We start from the raw sequence: 19,388 nt of genomic DNA on the forward strand, positions 1-19,388 counted from the left end.
CGGAGACATTTATTTCGCACAAATTGAGCAGTCCTAATTGCTTCATCAATGGCTTGGTATTGAGTTGTTTTCCCTTGATCTTTAAATTCTAAAACTATCATTTAACTTGGAAAACCTCTACGTCAATTAGTTTAACGCAATTCGAGTCTAAACGGAAATCGAGACGGCGACTAAAGTCGCTTATCGACTTATCCCCATGTCTAAAGCCAGGGGCTTGCGTCTCGCTTTTCGGTCAGGCAAACCGGGTTCCTCCGGATCTTCGCTAGGTAGATCGTACATCGTGGGCAGAGTTTCTCTGGGAGAAAGAGGCGGATCGCTTTGTTCGACGGGATACTTCAACCGAAACATAGGTATAGTCACTTTCCGTGGTAGCGAACGTCTGCAATTTCTAATATAGAAGTCCCAGTCTGCGGTAGCCTAGATTGGGTGACTTTACACGCTCTTTTGACAACACCTCTTTATGTCAGTTTCCGCTCCTACCCGCACAATACGCATCGGTTCGCGCAAAAGCCAACTCGCCCTAGTGCAAACCTACTGGGTGCAAGAACAACTCCAGAAACACTTCCCCGACATCACCTTTGAAGTCCACACTATGAGTACCCAAGGCGACAAAATACTCGATGTCGCCTTAGCCAAAATTGGCGATAAGGGACTCTTTACCAAAGAACTCGAAGTGGGAATGCTCAACAACGAGACAGACTTTGCCGTCCATTCCCTCAAAGACTTACCCACGAATTTGCCAGAAGGTTTGATTTTAGGCTGCGTCACCGAACGGGAAAACCCAGCCGACGCCTTGGTAGTCCACGAAAAGCACAAAGACAAACAAATCGACACCTTGCCAGCAGGTGCAGTAGTGGGAACATCTTCCCTGCGGCGACTGGCGCAACTGCGTCACCACTATCCCCACCTGACATTTAAAGATATTCGGGGTAACTTGAATACGCGACTGGCTAAACTGGATGCAGGTGAATTCGACGCCATTATTTTAGCAGTAGCCGGGTTACAAAGATTGGGAATGAGCGATCGCATTCACCAAGTCATCCCCGCCGAAATTTCCCTCCACGCTGTCGGACAAGGAGCTTTAGGGATCGAATGCCGCGACGGCGACACCGAAGTGCTATCGTTAATCAAAGTATTGGAACACACAGCCACAGCGCAACGCTGCTATGCAGAGCGAGCCTTTTTACGAGAACTGGAAGGCGGCTGTCAAGTACCGATCGGCGTTAACACCCAAATCGAAGGCGACACCCTCACCCTCACAGGTATGGTCGCCAGCTTGGACGGACAGCAATTAATCAAGGATAGCGTTAGCGGAGCTGCGATCGACGCGGCAAAATTAGGTATCGAACTGGCACAGCGCTTGCGGCAACAGGGAGCCCAAACAATTTTAGAGCAAATTTTTGCCGAAGTGAGACAAGAGTAAATTAATATCTTGTGGGGTGGGCAAAGATAATCCCGCCCTGTAACCGTATTAGTTAGGCAAGATGGCCGCTCTTTTTCAGCATAGCAGGCAACTAAAACCTGCTTGCCAAGAAAGCGTGTCATCGATCCCCTGACTCGGTATTATGTAACAAACCATTGCAGGGAACGCGAAAATAAGATGCGGATTCTATTTGTTGCAGCTGAAGCAGCACCCCTGGCTAAAGTAGGCGGCATGGGGGATGTCGTCGGTGCCTTACCCAAAGTCCTGAAAAAAATGGGGCATGATGTCCGGATCTTCATGCCCTACTATGGCTTTATGCCCGACAAAATAGACGTACCGAAATCGCCTATTTGGTATGGCACAGCGATGTTACAAAACTTCGCTGTTTACGAGACGGTCTTTCCAAATAGCGATGTACCGTTGTACCTGTTTGGTCATCCCTCCTTCTGGCCGCGCCGCATCTACTACGGAGAAGATGAAGACTGGCGGTTCACCTTATTTGCCAATGGTGCAGCTGAGTTTGCCTGGAACTACTGGAAACCAGATATCATCCACTGTCACGATTGGCACACAGGCATGATTCCGGTGTGGATGCAGGAAGACCCGGAGATCAAGACTATCTTTACAATTCACAACCTAGCTTATCAAGGGCCGTGGCGCTGGCGTTTAGAGCAGATGACTTGGTGCCCTTGGTATATGCAAGGCCATAATACAATGAGCGCGGCCATTCACCATGCCGATCGCGTCAACACCGTTTCCCCCACTTACGCCGATCAGATTAAAACACCAGCCTACGGGGAACAGTTGGAAGGCTTGTTATCCTACGTCAGTGGCAAGTTAAGCGGTATCCTCAACGGCATCGATACCCACATTTACGACCCCGCCACGGACAAACATCTGACCAAAAATTTTACCGCCGATACTCTCGACCAGCGTCGGGCCAACAAGGTCGCCCTTCAAGAAGAATTGGGCTTAGAGGTGAATGCCAACTGCTTTTTGATCGGCTTGATTTCCCGCTTAGTAGAACAGAAGGGGATCGATTTGATCATTCAGGTGCTAGACCGCTTCATGGCCTACACCGATGCACAATTCGTTGTGTTAGGCTTGGGCGATCCCTACTACGAAAACCAAATGTGGCAAATTGCCACTCGTTATCGCGGTCGGATGTCAGCTTATATCCTCCAAAGCGACGCCTTAGCCAGACGCATTTACGCGGGTACGGATGCTTTCCTGATGCCCAGTCGCTTCGAGCCTTGCGGCATCAGTCAAATGATGGCGATGCGCTACGGTTGCGTACCCATTGTCCGTCGTACTGGCGGCTTGGTCGATACCGTCTCCCACCACGACCCCATGAACCATGTAGGTACGGGTTTCTGTTTCGATCGCTATGAACCTCTAGACCTTTATACGTCTATGGTGCGGACTTGGGAGAGCTTCCGATACAAGAAAGATTGGTACGAATTGCAACAGCGGGCGATGAGGATGGACTTCAGCTGGGATAAATCCGCTCAGGAGTATGACAATTTGTACCGTTCTCTTGTTGGCTCCAGCTCGCCCCCAGAGGAACAGCCGCCAGAGCCACAGCAAGAGTTATTAGCAAAAGTATCGACTCCATAATACACACCGCTGACTTTTCCCGTCATCTTTGAGAGATGGCATAGAGTGTAGGGTGTAGGGTGCATTTTTTTCCCTACACCCCAATTAACGTTGCTCTACCTGTGTTGTTTGTTGCCGGGAAAACATGGCATCACCTTGCCTTGCGGCTGCCTGTAAGTAACGTTTTGGGTCTTCAGCTACCCAACCTAAATCGGAGTTATATCTGACTTCAAAATGCAGATGGGGAAGTTCGATGTCGGGAAATCCTGTAGTACCGACGGTTCCCAACTGCATACCTTGTTGAATTGTCTGACCTGCGGACACTGCGATCGTATCTAGGTGCGCGTAACGAGTTTGTTGTCCTTCCTGATGATTTATAACTACTAAGTTGCCGTAATCTCCTCTTTCGCCAGCAAAAGCTACTATACCGTCGCCAGCGGCAAAAACTGGCGTTCCTGGCTCTGCTAGCAAGTCTACACCGCCGTGAAAGACTACTTTACGAGTAATAGGATGAAGATTCCAGCCAAAGGCAAAACCCACTGTTGTTTGTGTGGGTAAAGGATAGCCTTTCAAGGCGCTTTCAAATTCAACATCAGTGCCTTCGGGAGACCAATTTACCCCTGGCAAAAAGACTACTCTGGGATTTTCTTCGCAGCCATTGACTTCGTAGACTACGGCGGGACGGACGTTGTAACCTGCGGCTAAGTCGCGCCAAGTTTTACCTTCAGGAACTTCTAAGGCGATACCGTTGTAAGGAGGAATGATAATTTCGCTGCCAACGCGAGCCTCTCCTTGCCTCAAACTGGGATTCATGCCCATTAGCGTAGCCGGAATGAGGTCGTATTTGCTGGCGATACTTTCGATCGTCTCACCCGCAGCAACTATATGTTTCTTCAAGCGCTCCAACGCTGGCTGAGGGCAATTATCGTTCTTAGCTGCTGGTAATTCCGGATCGGCTTTGGCTCCCCAGACGGTAACAGTCAGCCACAAAAGTGTTGATAGCAATGGAAACCAACGATGAAGAGCCATGAACTCAATTAGTAAAAGAGGGTGCGATCGGTATTTTGTTAAAAAATTTAAACTCTAGCAACTGGCTGTAATTGATGTATTGTCAAGATTTTACACCAAAAACAACAGCCGATTTGTGAAGGTCATCCTGAGAACAGGCTACAGTAGATTTATCGCTTGTGAAACTGTCGTTTAGCCTGACGACCATGAGTTTAACTTTTAAACAACTGACTCTTTATTTAACGTTGCTAAGTATTGGTGGCGGCGCAGGAGTGTTGGGGAGCCGCTATCTCCAAACAGAGAATGGTTTCAAGGAAATCTCTTTGGCATCGCCTCCGCAACAACAGCTTCTCCAGACCCAGGAAAATCCTGCACCGAGAATAGATGGAATTCCCACCGATAACGGTAACTTTATTGCAGAGGCTGTTAAAAAGGTAGGCCCTGCGGTGGTACGCATCGATGCCGCTCGTAGGGTGGAAAGTAGATTGCCCGACGTTTTTCAAAACCCCTTCTTCAGGGGGTTTTTTGGTAATGAAATGCCAACAGCACCGGAAGAACGGGTAGAACGCGGGACTGGTTCTGGATTCATTCTCAGCGATGACGGTCGCTTGATCACTAATGCTCATGTAGTAGCAGGGGCAGATACTGTGAAAGTAACTCTTAAGGACGGTCGCTCGTTGGACGGTCGGGTGATTGGTGTTGACCCGCTTACGGATATAGCGGTTGTGAAGATTCAGGCCAAAAATTTGCCTGCTGTAAGGTTGGGCGATTCTCAAAATCTGGTTCCGGGTCAGTGGGCGATCGCGATCGGCAATCCTCTGGGTTTGGATAATACTGTTACTGTGGGTATTATCAGTGCGATCGGTCGCTCCAGTTCTCAGGTCGGTGTTCCAGATAAGCGCGTTAACTTTATCCAAACCGATGCCGCGATCAACCCCGGTAATTCAGGTGGGCCGCTTTTAAACGATCGCGGCGAAGTGATCGGGATCAATACCGCTATTCGCGCTGGTGCCCAAGGACTGGGATTTGCTATCCCCATTCAAACCGCACAGCGAATCGCCAATCAGCTGTTTGCTAAAGGTCGTGCGGAACATCCTTATTTGGGAATTCAAATGGTAGGTCTTAACCCAGCCGTAAAAGAACAAATCGGTCGAGATACAAATATCAACATTTCTCAAGATAAAGGTGTTTTGATTGTGCGCGTCGTCGAAAATTCACCTGCCGATCGCGCTCTTTTGCGTCAGGGCGATATCATTCAAAAAGTTGCAGGCATACCCGTTAGAGAGCCGTCTGAAGTTCAGCAAATAGTGGAATCCACTACTGTTGGAGGTAATTTAGAACTAGAAATAAACCGCAACGGTCAAATTCAAAAAATTCAAGTTCAGACCGGTGCTTTTCCCACTGAGTAGCCTACAATTATCGACTGCGATTTTAGATTTTCGATTGGCAATGATTCGGTTTTTACCTATTTTTTGCAATCCATCTCGATCTAACTCTCTCAGCCCCATCCCTTTATGGGTGGGGTCAATCTAATATTGGTTGACGCCCAGTCGGTTTTTGGCGTTGCTAAGCTCAAGCCTCAGAATCGCCGGATCTTTCGCTGATACCTGAGTCTCGCGACAGGGACTGAGAACCTAACAAACTTTCCTCTAGCTGCATCCGTTGCTCCATCTGACGGAGGAAATAACCAGTCATCATCGCTGAAGCTAGCAAACCTGCTAAGTTTTCCCGGTCTGTCGTAATCTGAACGTTAAAATGCTCCCCAGGTAACATCCCGACGAGCCCTTGAACGTTGTGAGAAATAATTTGTTTGATTTCTGGACTAACCGCCTTTGCTACACGCGCTAAAACCTCTGGAGGTTGGTGCTGGAGATATGTCAGCAGGGGGTTGGCTTGAGCATCTTCTGTGCCGGAATTTAAATAGTCAGGATTAAAGACCATGAGGCTCCTAAATTTTTGACTTACTTCTAATCTAAACGATCCGGATGTGTTGGCAGCTTTTGGGGGCCAAAACTGGTGCATTTCACAGGGTTACTCCTTTCCCAGCCCAAAATAGGTTTGAGCCAGAGTAACACAAAAGTAGAGGAAGTTAGAGCCAAAAAAGGCTTTTAATCGGTAATTTTACATCGTTAAGCGCCTAATACATCAATTTTCAGTCGAGCCATTCAGTTGCGGCAGCCGATCGATTTGAAAATACTGATGAAATTTCTCCGTTACTTGTAGCCAATAAGACCTCCCATCTGCCTGTCGCCGTTTGCGAATATACCCCAGTTCGACGAGTTCCTGGACTTGCTGATAAGCTCCAGAACCGCGCAGATCGACTAATTCTGTTTGGGATATCGGCCCTTTGAGGGCGATCGCTGCCAGTGTTCGCAAAGCTCCCACCCCTAATTCTGGTGGTATTAAATTTTGCATTAATTCCTGGAAAGTTGTCCGCAGTTGCAAGCTGTAACCCTCTGGAGTTTCCACAACTTCTAAGGCGCTGTCTCGATGAGCGTAGTCAGCGACGAGTTCTAGCAGCGCGTCCTGAGCTTTGGCCTTGCTGCATCCAGCATACTCGGCGATCGCTGCAATGGAAAGAGGCTGTCCTTTTAAGTAGAGAATTGCTTCAATCTTCGTTGCCAAACGATCCGACATAACTATTAAAAATTAAGAATTGCCAATTGCAAATGGGTTAATTTGCGTCTGGGATATTGGGATTGTTTGACCCTTCGTGGAACGATTATAGCACTAATAATGCGCCTTGGTTCTACTCCTGTGCCAAGTTTGTCAATGCAGTATTCGATTAACAACTGAGTGGCGAAAAATCATATTGAGCGCTAAAGATATTTGTTACTTTCTTGAATTCCGATGTCATTATTCTGGATAAAATCTGTCGATATTTGTCTGGCCTGCACGTCTTCAATATTTACACCAAACAAGCTTCTCCAGCTAATAGATCAATTTTAGCAAAGTTTACCTGGAATTTATTTCTCATACATATTCTCTCATCAGTCTATTAATCCATTATTGTAGCTGTCAATTTAAATACGATAGCAAATATATTTTTCTGTTTTCACCTTTTTTACTTTTTAATTTAGTTGTCTTCCGGTAACTGCAACAAAGATATATTTACAATTAGAGGTGCGAACTATCATAGCAGTTTTATCCGCTTGTCTGTCAATATCCATATTTCATAGTTCCAAATTAACAAAAAACTATCCTATCTTAATATTGACATAAATGACTTTTTTTGATATGGAGATAACAAAATAACTTCTACCTAATCAAAGCACAAATCGAGAAGCATAATTTTAGCCGAAATTGGCAATATTAATTTGCGTAACAAAATAGGCTGAGATGATGGCGCGATCGCAAACATTCACTAGCGGTTGAGTTTGCTGTCCGCAAATACCCATAGAAAGATATATTTTGAATAGGCTGTCTGCAAAATTTCAAGCTTTACCGATGAAGTCATATATCGCCGCCGCCATCCAAATGACTAGCGTACCTGACCTGCAAAAAAACCTGGTTCAGGCAGAAGAATTAATTGAACTTGCCAAAGGGCGGGGTGCCGAGTTGGTCTGTTTGCCGGAAAACTTTGCTTTTATGGGCGAAGAGAAAGACAAAATTGCCCAAGCGGAAGTGATTGCCCAGAGTAGCGAAAAATTTCTCAAAACAATGGCGCAACGCTTCCAGGTCACTATCTTGGGCGGTGGCTTTCCTGTTCCCGTCAGTACTGGTAAATTTTACAACACTGCCCTCTTGATCGACCCCAGCGGTCAAGCGCTAGCCCGTTACGAAAAAGTTCACTTATTTGATGTTAACTTACCCGACGGCAACACCTACCGAGAATCTAGCACGGTAATGGCCGGAAACCGCATACCGCCTGTTGCTCCCACCAAAGAGTTGGGAAATTTGGGACTTTCGGTGTGCTACGATGTCCGCTTCCCGGAACTTTACCGTCACCTATCGCAAATGGGAGCCGATGTGCTGTTTGTGCCAGCAGCTTTCACTGCTTATACTGGTAAGGATCACTGGCAAGTATTAATTCAAGCCAGAGCGATCGAAAATACCTGTTACGTCATCGCACCAGCGCAAACTGGGAATCACTACGGTATGCGCCATACCCACGGACACGCCACGATCGTTGACCCTTGGGGTACAATTTTAGCCGATGCTGGGGACAAACCCGGAGTTGCGATCGCAGAAATCAATCCCATTCGCCTCGAACAAGTCCGCCGTCAAATGCCTTCTCTCCAACATCGCGTTTTCTAATCGGAAATTCGGTCTTTTCGGGTCAATTATGCCTACACTCTACCGCTTGCGGGAGTGTAGGTAGTTTACTCATTACTCATCACTAACTCAATCAATTGTTCCACCCTCACTTCCAATTCCGCTTTGTAAGCTAATTCCTCGATCCATAGTTTTGGGATAGACTCATACCCAAACTTAGCGCCCAACATTGCACCAGCTACAGCAGCATTTGTATCTGCATCTCCACCTTCATGTATAATTTGCAACACCCCATCGGCGTAAGATGGAGCGTTTTGCAACGCCCAAAATCCCGCACTCATGGTTTTGAGAGTATATCCCATACTCCTTTCATCTCCCAGTTGTAAAGCTTCTATGGATGTTGCTTTCGATCTCTCAAAATATTCCCATATTTCTGAATGGTATTGGGCTACTTCTGCTGCAATTTCTGCGACTAAATTTTCAATATTTGTTACCCCTCTCAATAAAGCGCTAATTGTCAGAGAAACCGCCACGCAAGAAGCCACGCAGCGCGGATCGTAGTGAGTTATTTGGCAAACTTTGCTAGCATTCTCTCTCACTTTTTCAGGAAACAGATACTCCCATACACCCAAAATAGAAGTTCGCATCACCCCACCGTTAGCAGCTGCTTCCTTACCATAACTTTCCCAAAAATGTTGAGCAGCTACATAATAGTTATTCTCAAAATCAGGCTGGAAAAAGTCAATTGCAGATAAATAACGAGAAAAAAGAACGCAGTGTGTTGAATAACCCAATCCAGGATTGCCAGCAGATGCCCACTGATAAAATCTTATGCCAATATCCCACAAATTTAAACGCTGTTGTGCCAGCAAACTATCGAGAATGCAAAGCATCATATCGGTGTCATCAGTCCAATCACCGTACACCCAGCAGGAACGATGGCGATCGCGTACAATTTGGCTATAATTTTGCAATCCATCCGGGTAATATATCGATACTTGCGATTTTAATAATCCTTCAGCGCCTAAGCCTAAAGCATCGCCAACTGCTTGTCCGTAAATAACACCGCGAATTTTGTCAGCTAAATTGGTATTCTTAATTTTATTTGAGTTATTTTTCCTGCTTTCAGTTTCACCTGAACGCACTTTTTCCCGAATCCTTTCCAGAATAGCTCTGATATAAATGGTACCGTTTTCATCAGGTTCAACGCCATAGCGTTGCCAGTAATTTCGTTCAGCCCACAAGCAAGTTCGCAGTTCGGACAAACTAGAAGGTAAAATATTGTTATTACCATAATATTGCTTACTTTGCTTGCCAAAGAAAATCGCTTTTTCTAAATTATCCCAATCATTTATTACATTATAAGTTAAAGCAAATTCCCAAAAATTTTCCCAAGCAGCATCGACAGCAGGAATAAGTAATTCTGTTAAATCTGCATTAGCAATAGGTTGAAGAAAAATTTTTATCGTGTTTACCCAGTCAGTCCCAATCCAATCTAAATCTCGGCTGGGAAACACCCGTTTGTAGAGACGATCGCTAAAACCCAGCGCTACTTCCATTCCGCCAGCTTCAGCATAGTTAGAAGAGTGAATAATCACCGGACATTGAACTTTCGCTGCTACCAAATAATCGACCACATCTCTACCAGTTCCGGGATCGAAGATTTCTCCATCCCGCCAATAACTGCTTCCCAAATCGCGATCTAAACTAATCAAAGCGCAGAATTGCAAGCACTCTTTCAGCCATGCGATCGCATCTGGGGCGTTATCAAAAAATATCGCCGACCGGGTAGAAAAAAATTCGCCCAGATATCGCTTCATTTCCGCTTTTCGTTCTAAGTTATCTTCTAAAATCGTAATGTACGATCGGCTTAGTGGCGACATATAAAGAGATAGCCAAAATAAAAAGGAGAGGAAAACTTAATTTGTTTCCCTCTCCCTAGTTATACCAGAGGCAAATTTAATTAGACAGATACAGCTGCCTTAGTCACAACATTCAATTCGCCCTTAGCGTATTTAGCAGCATAGTCATCCAAAGAGACTTGCTTGATCTTGGTAGCATTGCCAGAAGTACCGAAAGCTTGGTAACGCTCAGCACAAACTTTCTGCATATACTTAATCGAAGGCTTCAGGAAGTGACGGGGGTCAAATTCCTTGGCATCTTTCGCCAAAGCTTCGCGCACGGCTGCCGTGATTGCCAAACGGTTGTCGGTATCAATATTTACCTTGCGAACACCGCTCTTGATACCTTTTTGGATTTCTTCCAGAGGTACACCGTAGGTTTCGGGGATAGCACCACCGTATTGGTTGATCAGAGCGATCAAATCTTCTGGCACGGAGGAGGAACCGTGCATTACCAGGTGGGTGTTAGGCAGACGACGGTGAATTTCTTCGATGCGGCTGATAGCCAAGATTTCGCCAGTTGGCTTGCGGGTGAACTTGTAAGCGCCGTGGCTGGTGCCAATTGCTACTGCCAGAGCATCAACTTGAGTTTGTTCTACGAAGTCAACTGCTTGGTCGGGGTCGGTCAGCAGTTGGGAGTGATCCAGCTTTCCTTCAAAGCCGTGACCGTCTTCCGCTTCACCCATACCGGTTTCCAGAGAACCCAAGCAACCCAGTTCGCCTTCTACGCTAGCACCGATCGCGTGAGCAACCTTCACCACTTCGCGGGTAACGCTGACGTTGTACTCGTAGCTGGCTGGAGTCTTCGCATCGGCTTCCAAGGAGCCGTCCATCATCACGCTGGTGAAACCGTTCTTGATGGCAGAGTAGCAGGTGGCTGGTTCGTTGCCATGATCTTGGTGCATGACAATGGGGATGTGGGGATAGGTTTCCACAGCCGCTAAAATCAGATGGCGCAGGAAGTTTTCGCCAGCATATTTGCGAGCGCCGCGAGAAGCTTGCAAAATCACGGGGCTATTCGTCTCTTGAGCAGCCTGCATGATGGCTTGGATCTGCTCCATGTTGTTGACGTTGTAAGCTGGAATACCGTATCCGTTCTCAGCCGCGTGATCCAACAGCAGCCGCATAGGTACAAGCGCCATAAATCATCCTCCTAAACGTTAGTCGTCAGCTAGTTAGTTTCAGACCAGCGGAATTATTACAATAATCTTAAGATACTTTACAACTTCTCGGAACATATATCTACAGATTGAGTTATTAAAGTTCGCGACTACTTTGTATAAGAATGTTTAATATAAAAAAATGGGTCGCCCGGGATTCGAACCCGGAACTAATCGGTTAAAAGCCGAGTACTCTACCGTTGAGTTAGCGACCCGAATTATTTTTTTTGACAACGTTGACTAATGTAGCACAAACAAAAAGAAATAGTCAAGCTGTTTGTCGAAAAGAAATGGGAAGCAGGCCGAGGGGCCAACGAGAATATATTTAGAAAAAGCTTGCCGTCAAACTAACAAGCGTTTCAAAAGTTGCTTCCGGTTCTACATGAATCAAATTTTCACCAGTATTGAGCGCGTTACGAGGGGCGCTCCAAGGTTCCAGGCAGTAGTAATCTTTACCTTTTACAGTCCAGAATACCAGGGTAGAATAGGCTTCATCGTAACTGAGGGATAGCCGGAGGTTGCGACTGGTGTCAGTAACGCTGGCGAATGGACTTCTGACATCCCGGAATGCCACATCGATTTCATCGGTGTCGAAGTCAAAGCTACCCGTAAAGGGATGGATTGTCTTGTTTCGTTGATCTTGGTACTCGGTGGCGGGAATCCTGAACTGCAACTGCGTCTTGTCAAACGTATAAAAATAAGGATGCAGACCCGTGGAAAACGACATCTGCTCGTCAGATAAATTGGTATAACATTGGCGAATTTGCAGCGTGTTGCCCCTAATCTGGTAAGTAAAGCTGAGTTTGAAGTCAAACGGGTATACTTTCCGAGTTACATCGTCACTTTCCAAAACCAGGGTAATGCTCACTTGGTCTTGCGTGACTTGATTGGCCACTTCCCAGGGGAGGTCGCGAGCAAAGCCGTGTTGTTTGAGGGTGTATTGCTTCTCTTTATGGGTGTAAGTATTGTCGGGTAAATTACCGCAGATGGGAAACAGGATCGGAATTCCACCTCTAACGCTCAAGTTTGGATCGGCAAATCGCTCTGCATCCAGGTAGAGGATTTCTTGACCTTGGATACGCCATCTGGTAATGATACCCCCTCGCTCTGGAACGACTTCTAGCTCGGATTGAGATGAAAGGTCGGAGAGGATGTAGGTTTTGTATTGCTGCTCTTTGACTGCGATCGCCAACACTGGTGCTGTTCCTGCTGGAAATAGATGTGGTAATCCCACTACTTTACAGGCGATCGGTCGCCGCTTAAAGTAGTCGCTGCCACGCTTGTCCCAAAAGTGCGATCGTCTGCAACACTAGAAATATGCAGCATTTGCCTATTGCCTGCATATTTCCTTTCGGGTTCCGTGTGTCCTTCAGGCAGCACCAGATGCCAAAATTTCCCGATCTTTACAGAATTTTTGCACATACACCCCCCTTTTCTTTACACATTTTTTACAGTTCCCCCTATAAGCTATTACATAAGTCCGATGTCTCTGTTGCGATCTTACGGCTGCAATACTCAGCAGTACTTGACTTTCTGCGGCCAAAATCACATATTTTGCGACTCAGTGACCAAAATCACAGTACAATAGGGCAAAATATCACAAGCAGCTGCGGGTCTCCATCATTTACTTAATCAGAGAGATGTTTGACACTTATAGTAACGATTAACGCATCAAGGATTCTCTGAGACGTTATGATTCGCTCACTGGTAAAATCTGCTTTTCAAACAGGGTGTTTAAGTGTTGCTTCTGAAGGTCTGATTGGCCAGGTACTGGCCAATAAGGGCTACCAGTCAGCTGATTTAGACGCCGTAGTGACCTTATACAAGGCTCTCAACTCCGGTCAGATTGAAAGAGAGGCGCGGGGGGACGTAACGCGAAGCCTAGCCGAGTACGCCCAAATTTATCCGATCCCTATCCACTCGACGCCAATAGCTTGCTAAGACAATTTTTCTACAGCTAAATATATAACTGCGACATTGAGCTCGGTCTAGTTTGTGTCGGCAACTAACGGCGAAGCCCTTTTCAAGGGACTTTGCCGTTATATTGTTTTGGAAGTGCCCGCTCTTGAGTTCTGTCAGTTGAGTATGGTGTAAATTAAGACAAAAAAATAGAGTATGCCAGTTCGCAGACTTGCCCTTAAGATTATAGAATCGATATAGGAATACCCATAGCTTTGACAAGGTAGGCAAAATAAAAAAAGCAAAATTTTTAGATTTTACCTGACTCAAAGCTGGGAATTCAGATGAAAGCGTCCCGCTTGTGTTACGATACCCGCAGACAAGTTCTAAACTGGATTTCAGCAATGGGCTGCTAGACGCTGCTCCAAAAGCAATTATACTCTTTCCGAGTAAGCGTGAATCCAGGGTAAGCAATTTGCGAGTGCGATCACCGTAGTGCGATAACCTAACCTGTGTTTACGGCAGGCTGCGCCAACGGAAAATCTCCTTTCTGTAGGAGGTAAAAGGTTAAAAGTTAAAAGTGAAGAATCTAGGAGCCAGAATCGATCTACCATAATTGCACCGAAATCCGTATAATATTACGAACAAAAACCCGTTTCTGACTCCAGATGACTGCTTTTTTAGTTTTTAGACTAGCATTGGTACGGCATTAAATTGGCACGACCTAAGAATTATATTTGCTGGAGCTATCGCGGTCACTTTTGGCTGCGAAGCACTGAGGAAGCCAGTTTTTCCGGTAACGCTAAGTTCTTTTAGCGTAAATTTTGCCCAACTATAATTTTTAATTTAGTTGGGGTACGTTCAAGAATTCCCTGTTCAGGAGAAACAATACATGCTACACCGCAAGATCTATCAACTCTGTTGCGATGGTCGAGAAGTCTGTGTTTTCTTGCGGGACCAGCAACGTTGGATAGAACGCGCTCGCATCATCGATATTGAAGGAGATTTAGTTACATTACGTTATGAAACAGAAGAAGATGATGAAATTTCTTCTTGGGAAGAGATGGTGCGCCTAGAAAGCATTGGTGCTGTCAGTCAGAAATTAGCATCAGTACCGAGAGGTAATGTAGAACCGTTGGTTTCAGATGATTGTCCCGAAGCCGAACAAATTCGCAATCATTACCCAGACTCCAATTTAGATTAATCTAATTAGGGGCTGTTTGGACTTTAATCAATTCAGTTTTAGCCCAGCATTTAATGCCCAGCGCTGGGCTAAATTTTTGTCATTTTTAAATAAATCTCAACTAAGGGATTTGAGATCGTTTATTTTTTATTTTCCTCATCTTCCCGATAAGATCGCGGGGGTACAGCACCGGGTTCAAAAACAGGACAGTAACCATCTGGCGTTACCTTGAAGCCAAACAGGGGCGATGCTTGGTTCCAACAGCGCTGTCCTCGCTGGTGTCGGCAGTTACCGCAGCAGGCTAAGTCAGTCGGGATGCGATCGCTTCCTTGGGTAAGTAACTCCCGTTGGGATAAACCTCGCAATACCAGTTCCTCACCCTGCCAACGAGCTTCAACCAAACCTGTATCGGCAAAGTTTTGCCAGCGAGGGTCACCAGTAATGGTATCGGGAAGCGCAATTGTCACTACAGTCCCCAGCTCGGTCAATTCCCCTTCATAGTTAGTTTCCGGTGCAGCGGGTTGCAGAAATGTATCGCCAATAGGCAGTTCTACCAGCGTTCCTGCTGATGGACAATGCAAATGGTAGCGGTTGTGCAGTTCCTCCAAATTAGTCAAATCTGCTAAATATGTAGGCGAACCGTGGACAAATACTATGTGCTGCGGACGTAGGTTATGAATCAGTTGCGTAGTGCCGGGGCCATCGCAATGCTGAGCCAATAAATAGGTTTCGACGTTAATAAGTGCTGGGGATGAGCTACCTTGGTGCTTACCCCCACTGCTGGATACTTCGGGAAAAGAACCAAAGTCAGGAATGATAACTTGGAACTCAGAACTGATGGAACGCCCCGGTCGCTGAGGCAGTAATATTAGCCAAGAACCGCTATCTGGATGGCAATAATCGCTCAAATCGCCGATTTCGTCCGTGAAAACAATGCAAGGAGACTTGCCGATCGCGCGACGCTGTTCAGGTTGTAGCCGACGCACGCGGGGACGGACTCGTTCGTCCCAAAACAAAGGTTGATGTCGGGAAAAATTCTGTACTGATGCGGGTAGATAAGGTAGGAGATTGAGATAAGCATCGCAACCTGTAGCAACATTGCCATCTACCCAGATATCCAAGTCGCGACCTGTAAAGAGATGATGACTGCGAAGCAGCATGAGGATTTCCTGACCCAGGCCCAAAGTAGGCACAGGTAGCAGGACAGATTGACCCATTGCGATCGCTCGACTAATGCGCTCGGAGAGCTGGTTTTCTTGCTGCCGCCGATGGGGATGACGAGCAGTGCCGTAGGTGCCTTCCAGAATCAGTACATCCGGCTCTATTCCCCGCAAGGAATCTAGAGGCAATCCCTCTACCAGTCGCGAGTTGGACAGGAAAAAGTCACCCGTATATATGAGCGTGTAGGTACGGCGAGGAGTGGTGTAGGTCAGCCGGATGGTAGCCGCTCCTGGCAGATGGCCTGCGGGAAACAATTCGGCACACAGACCGTCTTGGAACTCCACTGGCGATCGCCACGGCAAAGCTTGACAAAATTGCGGGATGTTTTGGGGTTTTACCTCTGGCCAATTCAGCGGCAACAACTGAGCTGTCACCTCGCTGGCATAGATTGGCAGTTGAGGAAAAGCCTTATGCAGCGCCAGAAAACCTCTGGCGTGGTCTGGGTGAGCGTGGCTGCACAGCACTAAGTCTGCTGGCAGTGCTTGCTTTGAATTTGTTTGTAGCGGGGTAATGTTATCCATACCGCAGTCGAGCATGATGCGATATGGCCCCATCCGCACGAGCAGACAGACGCCTTCGTCCTCATGATTAACGCTGTAGGGTAAGCATTCTAGGTCGATCACGATGCTCCCTTGAAAACAGTTTTGAGTGTTGAGTTTTAAGTTTTGAGTTAAAGAAGTTGGCGACTCAAAACTCAAAACTCAAAATTCATAACTTTCGCTTAGTGGGCTGAACCGTTACCGTGATAGTTGTCTGAATCGTAAAATCCATTTTTGGTGCCGAAGAACAAGCTCGCCACGATAAAGACAATAGTCAACCCCATTAAAATTAGTTTGATGTCCATCGATATGAAACCTCAAATTGGATGACGGCGGTGGGTGAAATTTTAGCAAATACTGTATGGAACAACAACTGGCTGGCGTCGGGCGTCGGGCGTCGGGGTTAGGGGTTAGGGAAGAGGGAACAGGGAGAGCGGAGGAGCTTATGGAGAGGGAAGAGGAGGACTTTTAGCTTTTGACTTTTGACTTTTGACTTTTGACTTCCCTTGGCTCCTGCACTGGGATTGTGCAATTAATCTTCTGGGAGTAGCATATACTTACTGGCGTCGTCAGCTCAGAGTCGATACCAGTGTTGAATTCAGTGAATCAGTTTCATGGACCCAAGTCCATCCAGTCACAGTATTACGCTCCTCTAGCCTGGTGAGCCAGTCTCCCTGGATAGGGGAGATTGGGAGGTTTTATGCTCACTCAGGAAGGACGTGTTGCACTATCGGATATTGCCGATTTAAATCAACTCAAGTTTGAACTAAATCGCATACCGGCTGTTGATGTAGGAGATTACATTGCAGAACTGCTACCAGAACGGCGAGCGATCGCATTTCGTCTGCTCAAAAAAGACCACGCGATCGATGTCTTTGAATATCTACCGCCAGAAGTGCAGGAAGAACTGATTAATTCCCTGCACAACGCCCATGTTTGTCAAATTGTGGGTTCAATGCGACCGGATGACCGGGCAGAATTATTTGACGAACTGCCAGCTGGGGTAGTAAAGCGGCTGGTACAGCAACTGAACGCGGAAGAAAGACGGGCGACGGCGACAATTCTGGGGTATCCGGAAGGAACTGCCGGTCGGGTGATGACGACGGAATACGTCCGGTTGCGGGAGGGATTGACGGTTGGGGAAGCCCTCCACAAAATTCGTTTGAGCGATGAAGATAAGGAAACAATATACTACGCTTACGTCACGGATGACAACCGCAAATTGCTGAAGGTGGTTTCGCTGCGGCAGTTGCTGTTTACGTTTCCGGATGTATTGGTAGGCGATATTGCTAGCGATCGCGTCGTCAGAGTCCGCACGGATACACCGCAGGAAGAAGTAGCGCAACTGATGAAGCGTTATGACTTGATCGCCGCGCCGGTGGTCGATCGGGAAGATAGATTGGTCGGAATTGTCACCATTGATGATGTTGTAGACATTTTAGAAGAAGAAGCAACTGAGGATATTCAGAAACTGGCGGGGGTCAGCGGCGGTGACGAAGCGGCGTGGTCTCCTCCGCTGGTGACCCTTCGCAAGCGTCTGCCGTGGCTGCTGATCAATATCGGTCTGTATATTGCCGCCGCAAGTGCGATCGCGCCTTTCCAACACGTTATTTCATCTGTTACCGTCTTGGCAGTAATTATGCCGATTTTGGCAAACAGCAGCGGCAATGTGGGCTTTCAGGTTTTATCGGTGACAGTACGAGGACTTGGTGTGGGTGAAATTACTCCCCAAGATACTCTGGCTATTTTGCGGAAGGAAATTTTGGCAGCATTGGGTACTGCGATAGCATTGGCGCTTTCTTTAGGTACTCTTTCGTTGATTTGGTCTCCCCCTCATCAGCGATGGGTATCCTCGATCGCCGGACTGGTCATGGCTATTAACGTGTTGATCGCTGCCACCTTGGGAACGCTGTTGCCAATGGGATTGAAGCGATTGAATCTCGACCCTGCTTTGATCAGTGGGCCATTGCTTACTACGTCGCTGGATACGATCGGATTCTTAACTTTTCTAACCTTAATTTCATCAGCTTTGAAATTTTTTAATGGCTAGATTTTTAATTGCTAGCAGCTAATGGCTAATTATTACAGTTGATTGTTTATTTTTGATGTTATAAATGTACACTATGAACTGGTAAACGATCGCCATTAGCTATTCTGGATTCAGGGCTATGTTAATGAGTTTAAATAATTCCTTAGCTGTGTATGGTTTCGGTAAAAACCCTTTGACGCTGGTGCCTGTAATGGCGGTGAGCGTTTCGTTAGACGCGAGTCCGCTCATAACGATAATTTTGACAGCCGGGTTGATTTTTTGCAATGTTCTGATCGTTGTTAAACCATCCATATTTGGCATCATCATATCTAACAATACCAAAGCAATCTCGTGTTTGTTCTGTACGTAAAGCGCGATACCTTCTATGCCATCAGCGGCAAAAATAACCTTGTAGCCGGATGTCTCCAGAGAGATTTTAGCGACCTCGCGAATCGCAGCTTCATCTTCAACAATCAGAATTAATTCTCCATTTCCTCTCATAATTTCCAACTCTTCCACTGGCTGGGTTTGATTTTCAAAAGCTGCGGGTAAGTACACATTAAATCTAGTTCCATTTCCTACCTCGCTGTAGACATTCATAAAACCGCCGTGGCTTTTGATAATACCTCTTACCGTAGATAAACCAAGCCCCGTACCTTTGCCAAATTCTTTAGTAGTAAAAAACGGCTCAAAAATTCTATCTACTATTTCTGCTGGCATACCCGTTCCCGTATCGGAGACGGTAATTGCAACGTAGTGTCCAACGGAGGCGTCAATGTTCATCGCGGCATAATTTCGATCGATGTAGCGATTTTCGGCAATCATACTCAACCTTCCGCCATTCGGCATGGCATCGCGGGCATTTACGCAAAGGTTCATCAGCACCTGATGCAGTTGTGTGGCATCTCCAGATATTGCCCAAAGGTCTTGCGGTACATCAGTGTTAATTTCAATCGATTTGGGAAATGTTTGTTTGAGAATTTGGCTAATTTCTGATATTAGATAATTTACTTGCAAAAATGTGCGATCGCCATCAATGCCTCGCGCAAACGACAAAACTTGTTTTACCAACTCAGCACCCCGTTTGGCTGTTGCTTCTAATACAGGTAAGTAGTCGGACAAAAGTAATCGACACTGTATGAACTTTTGTTAAGGCACTTGCAGGAGTGCGAGCGTGCATCGTCACGATTAGTACAAATGAACTCCATAAACGA

Annotated in this window: 15 protein-coding genes, 1 tRNA gene and 3 pseudogenes; 7 read left to right on the plus strand and 12 right to left on the minus strand. The window is 46.4% G+C overall.

Translation table 11 applies throughout. From position 1 onward, the window contains the following. Together H6G03_RS39385 and H6G03_RS32715 are read right to left on the minus strand one after the other, a co-directional pair. Positions 1 to 101, minus strand: a pseudogene (locus tag H6G03_RS39385) (transposase); the annotation flags it as partial. Positions 102 to 231: 130 nt separating this feature from the next. Further along, positions 232 to 348 (minus strand): annotated as a pseudogene (locus H6G03_RS32715) (Uma2 family endonuclease); the annotation flags it as partial. 112 nt (positions 349 to 460) lie between these two features. Between H6G03_RS32715 and hemC the strand changes: the two are divergent. Both hemC and glgA read left to right on the plus strand, forming a co-directional pair. Next, on the plus strand, positions 461 to 1,423 hold the full coding sequence (gene hemC, locus H6G03_RS32720; RefSeq protein ID WP_190474272.1) for a hydroxymethylbilane synthase: 963 nt from the start codon (positions 461 to 463) through the stop codon (positions 1,421 to 1,423). A gap of 177 nt (positions 1,424 to 1,600) precedes the next feature. Further along, the gene (glgA, locus tag H6G03_RS32725) at positions 1,601 to 3,040 is read left to right on the plus strand and encodes a glycogen synthase GlgA (protein ID WP_190474274.1); all 1,440 of its coding nucleotides are present in this window, start codon (positions 1,601 to 1,603) and stop codon (positions 3,038 to 3,040) included. Positions 3,041 to 3,124: 84 nt separating this feature from the next. On the opposite strand, the gene H6G03_RS32730 is transcribed toward glgA, so the two are convergent. Next, entirely contained in the window at positions 3,125 to 4,048 is a 924-nt protein-coding gene (locus H6G03_RS32730) for a LysM peptidoglycan-binding domain-containing M23 family metallopeptidase (RefSeq protein WP_190474275.1), read from the minus strand. A 185-nt stretch (positions 4,049 to 4,233) separates the two neighbouring features. Between H6G03_RS32730 and H6G03_RS32735 the strand changes: the two genes are divergently transcribed. Beyond that, complete coding sequence (locus H6G03_RS32735) at positions 4,234 to 5,436, plus strand: HhoA/HhoB/HtrA family serine endopeptidase (RefSeq protein ID WP_190474277.1); 1,203 nt, start codon at positions 4,234 to 4,236, stop codon at positions 5,434 to 5,436. Positions 5,437 to 5,599: 163 nt separating this feature from the next. Here H6G03_RS32735 and H6G03_RS32740 read toward each other — a convergent pair whose 3' ends face one another. Both H6G03_RS32740 and scpB read right to left on the minus strand, forming a co-directional pair. Beyond that, positions 5,600 to 5,968 carry a DUF760 domain-containing protein gene (locus tag H6G03_RS32740; RefSeq protein WP_190474279.1) on the minus strand — a complete coding sequence of 123 codons (369 nt, stop codon included), beginning with the start codon at positions 5,966 to 5,968 and terminating at the stop codon, positions 5,600 to 5,602. 204 nt (positions 5,969 to 6,172) lie between these two features. After that, positions 6,173 to 6,664: an SMC-Scp complex subunit ScpB gene (gene scpB, locus H6G03_RS32745; RefSeq protein WP_190474282.1), complete on the minus strand. Its 492-nt coding sequence runs from the start codon at positions 6,662 to 6,664 to the stop codon at positions 6,173 to 6,175. Between the two features lie 810 nt (positions 6,665 to 7,474). On the opposite strand from scpB, the gene H6G03_RS32750 reads away from it, so the two are divergent. Beyond that, the gene (locus tag H6G03_RS32750; protein ID WP_190474294.1) at positions 7,475 to 8,284 is read left to right on the plus strand and encodes a carbon-nitrogen hydrolase family protein; all 810 of its coding nucleotides are present in this window, start codon (positions 7,475 to 7,477) and stop codon (positions 8,282 to 8,284) included. Between the two features lie 65 nt (positions 8,285 to 8,349). Here the strand turns inward: H6G03_RS32750 and H6G03_RS32755 are convergent, their stop codons facing one another. The 5 genes from H6G03_RS32755 to H6G03_RS32775 all read right to left on the minus strand — a co-directional run bounded on the left by H6G03_RS32755 (position 8,350) and on the right by H6G03_RS32775 (position 12,725). Further along, positions 8,350 to 10,125 (minus strand): ADP-ribosylglycohydrolase family protein, encoded by a 1,776-nt coding sequence (locus H6G03_RS32755; protein WP_190474284.1) that lies wholly within the window; start codon positions 10,123 to 10,125, stop codon positions 8,350 to 8,352. 80 nt (positions 10,126 to 10,205) lie between these two features. Continuing rightward, the gene (gene fba / locus H6G03_RS32760; protein WP_190474286.1) at positions 10,206 to 11,285 is read right to left on the minus strand and encodes a class II fructose-bisphosphate aldolase; all 1,080 of its coding nucleotides are present in this window, start codon (positions 11,283 to 11,285) and stop codon (positions 10,206 to 10,208) included. A 161-nt stretch (positions 11,286 to 11,446) separates the two neighbouring features. Continuing rightward, positions 11,447 to 11,518: transfer RNA gene (locus H6G03_RS32765), tRNA-Lys, on the minus strand. Positions 11,519 to 11,628: 110 nt separating this feature from the next. After that, the gene (locus tag H6G03_RS32770) at positions 11,629 to 12,498 is read right to left on the minus strand and encodes an aldose epimerase family protein (protein ID WP_190474296.1); all 870 of its coding nucleotides are present in this window, start codon (positions 12,496 to 12,498) and stop codon (positions 11,629 to 11,631) included. Between the two features lie 38 nt (positions 12,499 to 12,536). Beyond that, on the minus strand, positions 12,537 to 12,725 hold the full coding sequence (locus H6G03_RS32775) for a hypothetical protein (RefSeq protein WP_190474288.1): 189 nt from the start codon (positions 12,723 to 12,725) through the stop codon (positions 12,537 to 12,539). A gap of 270 nt (positions 12,726 to 12,995) precedes the next feature. Here H6G03_RS32775 and H6G03_RS37600 point away from each other — a divergent pair, with 270 nt between their 5' ends. Further along, entirely contained in the window at positions 12,996 to 13,244 is a 249-nt protein-coding gene (locus tag H6G03_RS37600; protein WP_206756659.1) for a hypothetical protein, read from the plus strand. 850 nt (positions 13,245 to 14,094) lie between these two features. Continuing rightward, on the plus strand, positions 14,095 to 14,406 hold the full coding sequence (locus tag H6G03_RS32780; RefSeq protein WP_190474290.1) for a DUF6679 family protein: 312 nt from the start codon (positions 14,095 to 14,097) through the stop codon (positions 14,404 to 14,406). A 119-nt stretch (positions 14,407 to 14,525) separates the two neighbouring features. Here the strand turns inward: H6G03_RS32780 and H6G03_RS32785 are convergent, their stop codons facing one another. After that, positions 14,526 to 16,226 carry an MBL fold metallo-hydrolase gene (locus tag H6G03_RS32785; protein WP_190474299.1) on the minus strand — a complete coding sequence of 567 codons (1,701 nt, stop codon included), beginning with the start codon at positions 16,224 to 16,226 and terminating at the stop codon, positions 14,526 to 14,528. 619 nt (positions 16,227 to 16,845) lie between these two features. Between H6G03_RS32785 and mgtE the strand changes: the two genes are divergently transcribed. After that, positions 16,846 to 18,195, plus strand: a complete 1,350-nt coding sequence (gene mgtE, locus H6G03_RS32790) for a magnesium transporter (protein ID WP_190474292.1) — start codon at positions 16,846 to 16,848, stop codon at positions 18,193 to 18,195. 99 nt (positions 18,196 to 18,294) lie between these two features. On the opposite strand, the pseudogene H6G03_RS32795 reads toward mgtE, so the two are convergent. Next, positions 18,295 to 19,284, minus strand: a pseudogene (locus tag H6G03_RS32795) (ATP-binding protein); the annotation flags it as partial. Positions 19,285 to 19,388: the final 104 nt, after the last annotated feature.

The sequence above is a fragment of the Aerosakkonema funiforme FACHB-1375 genome, from assembly GCF_014696265.1.
GTDB classification, from domain to species: domain Bacteria; phylum Cyanobacteriota; class Cyanobacteriia; order Cyanobacteriales; family Aerosakkonemataceae; genus Aerosakkonema; species Aerosakkonema funiforme_A.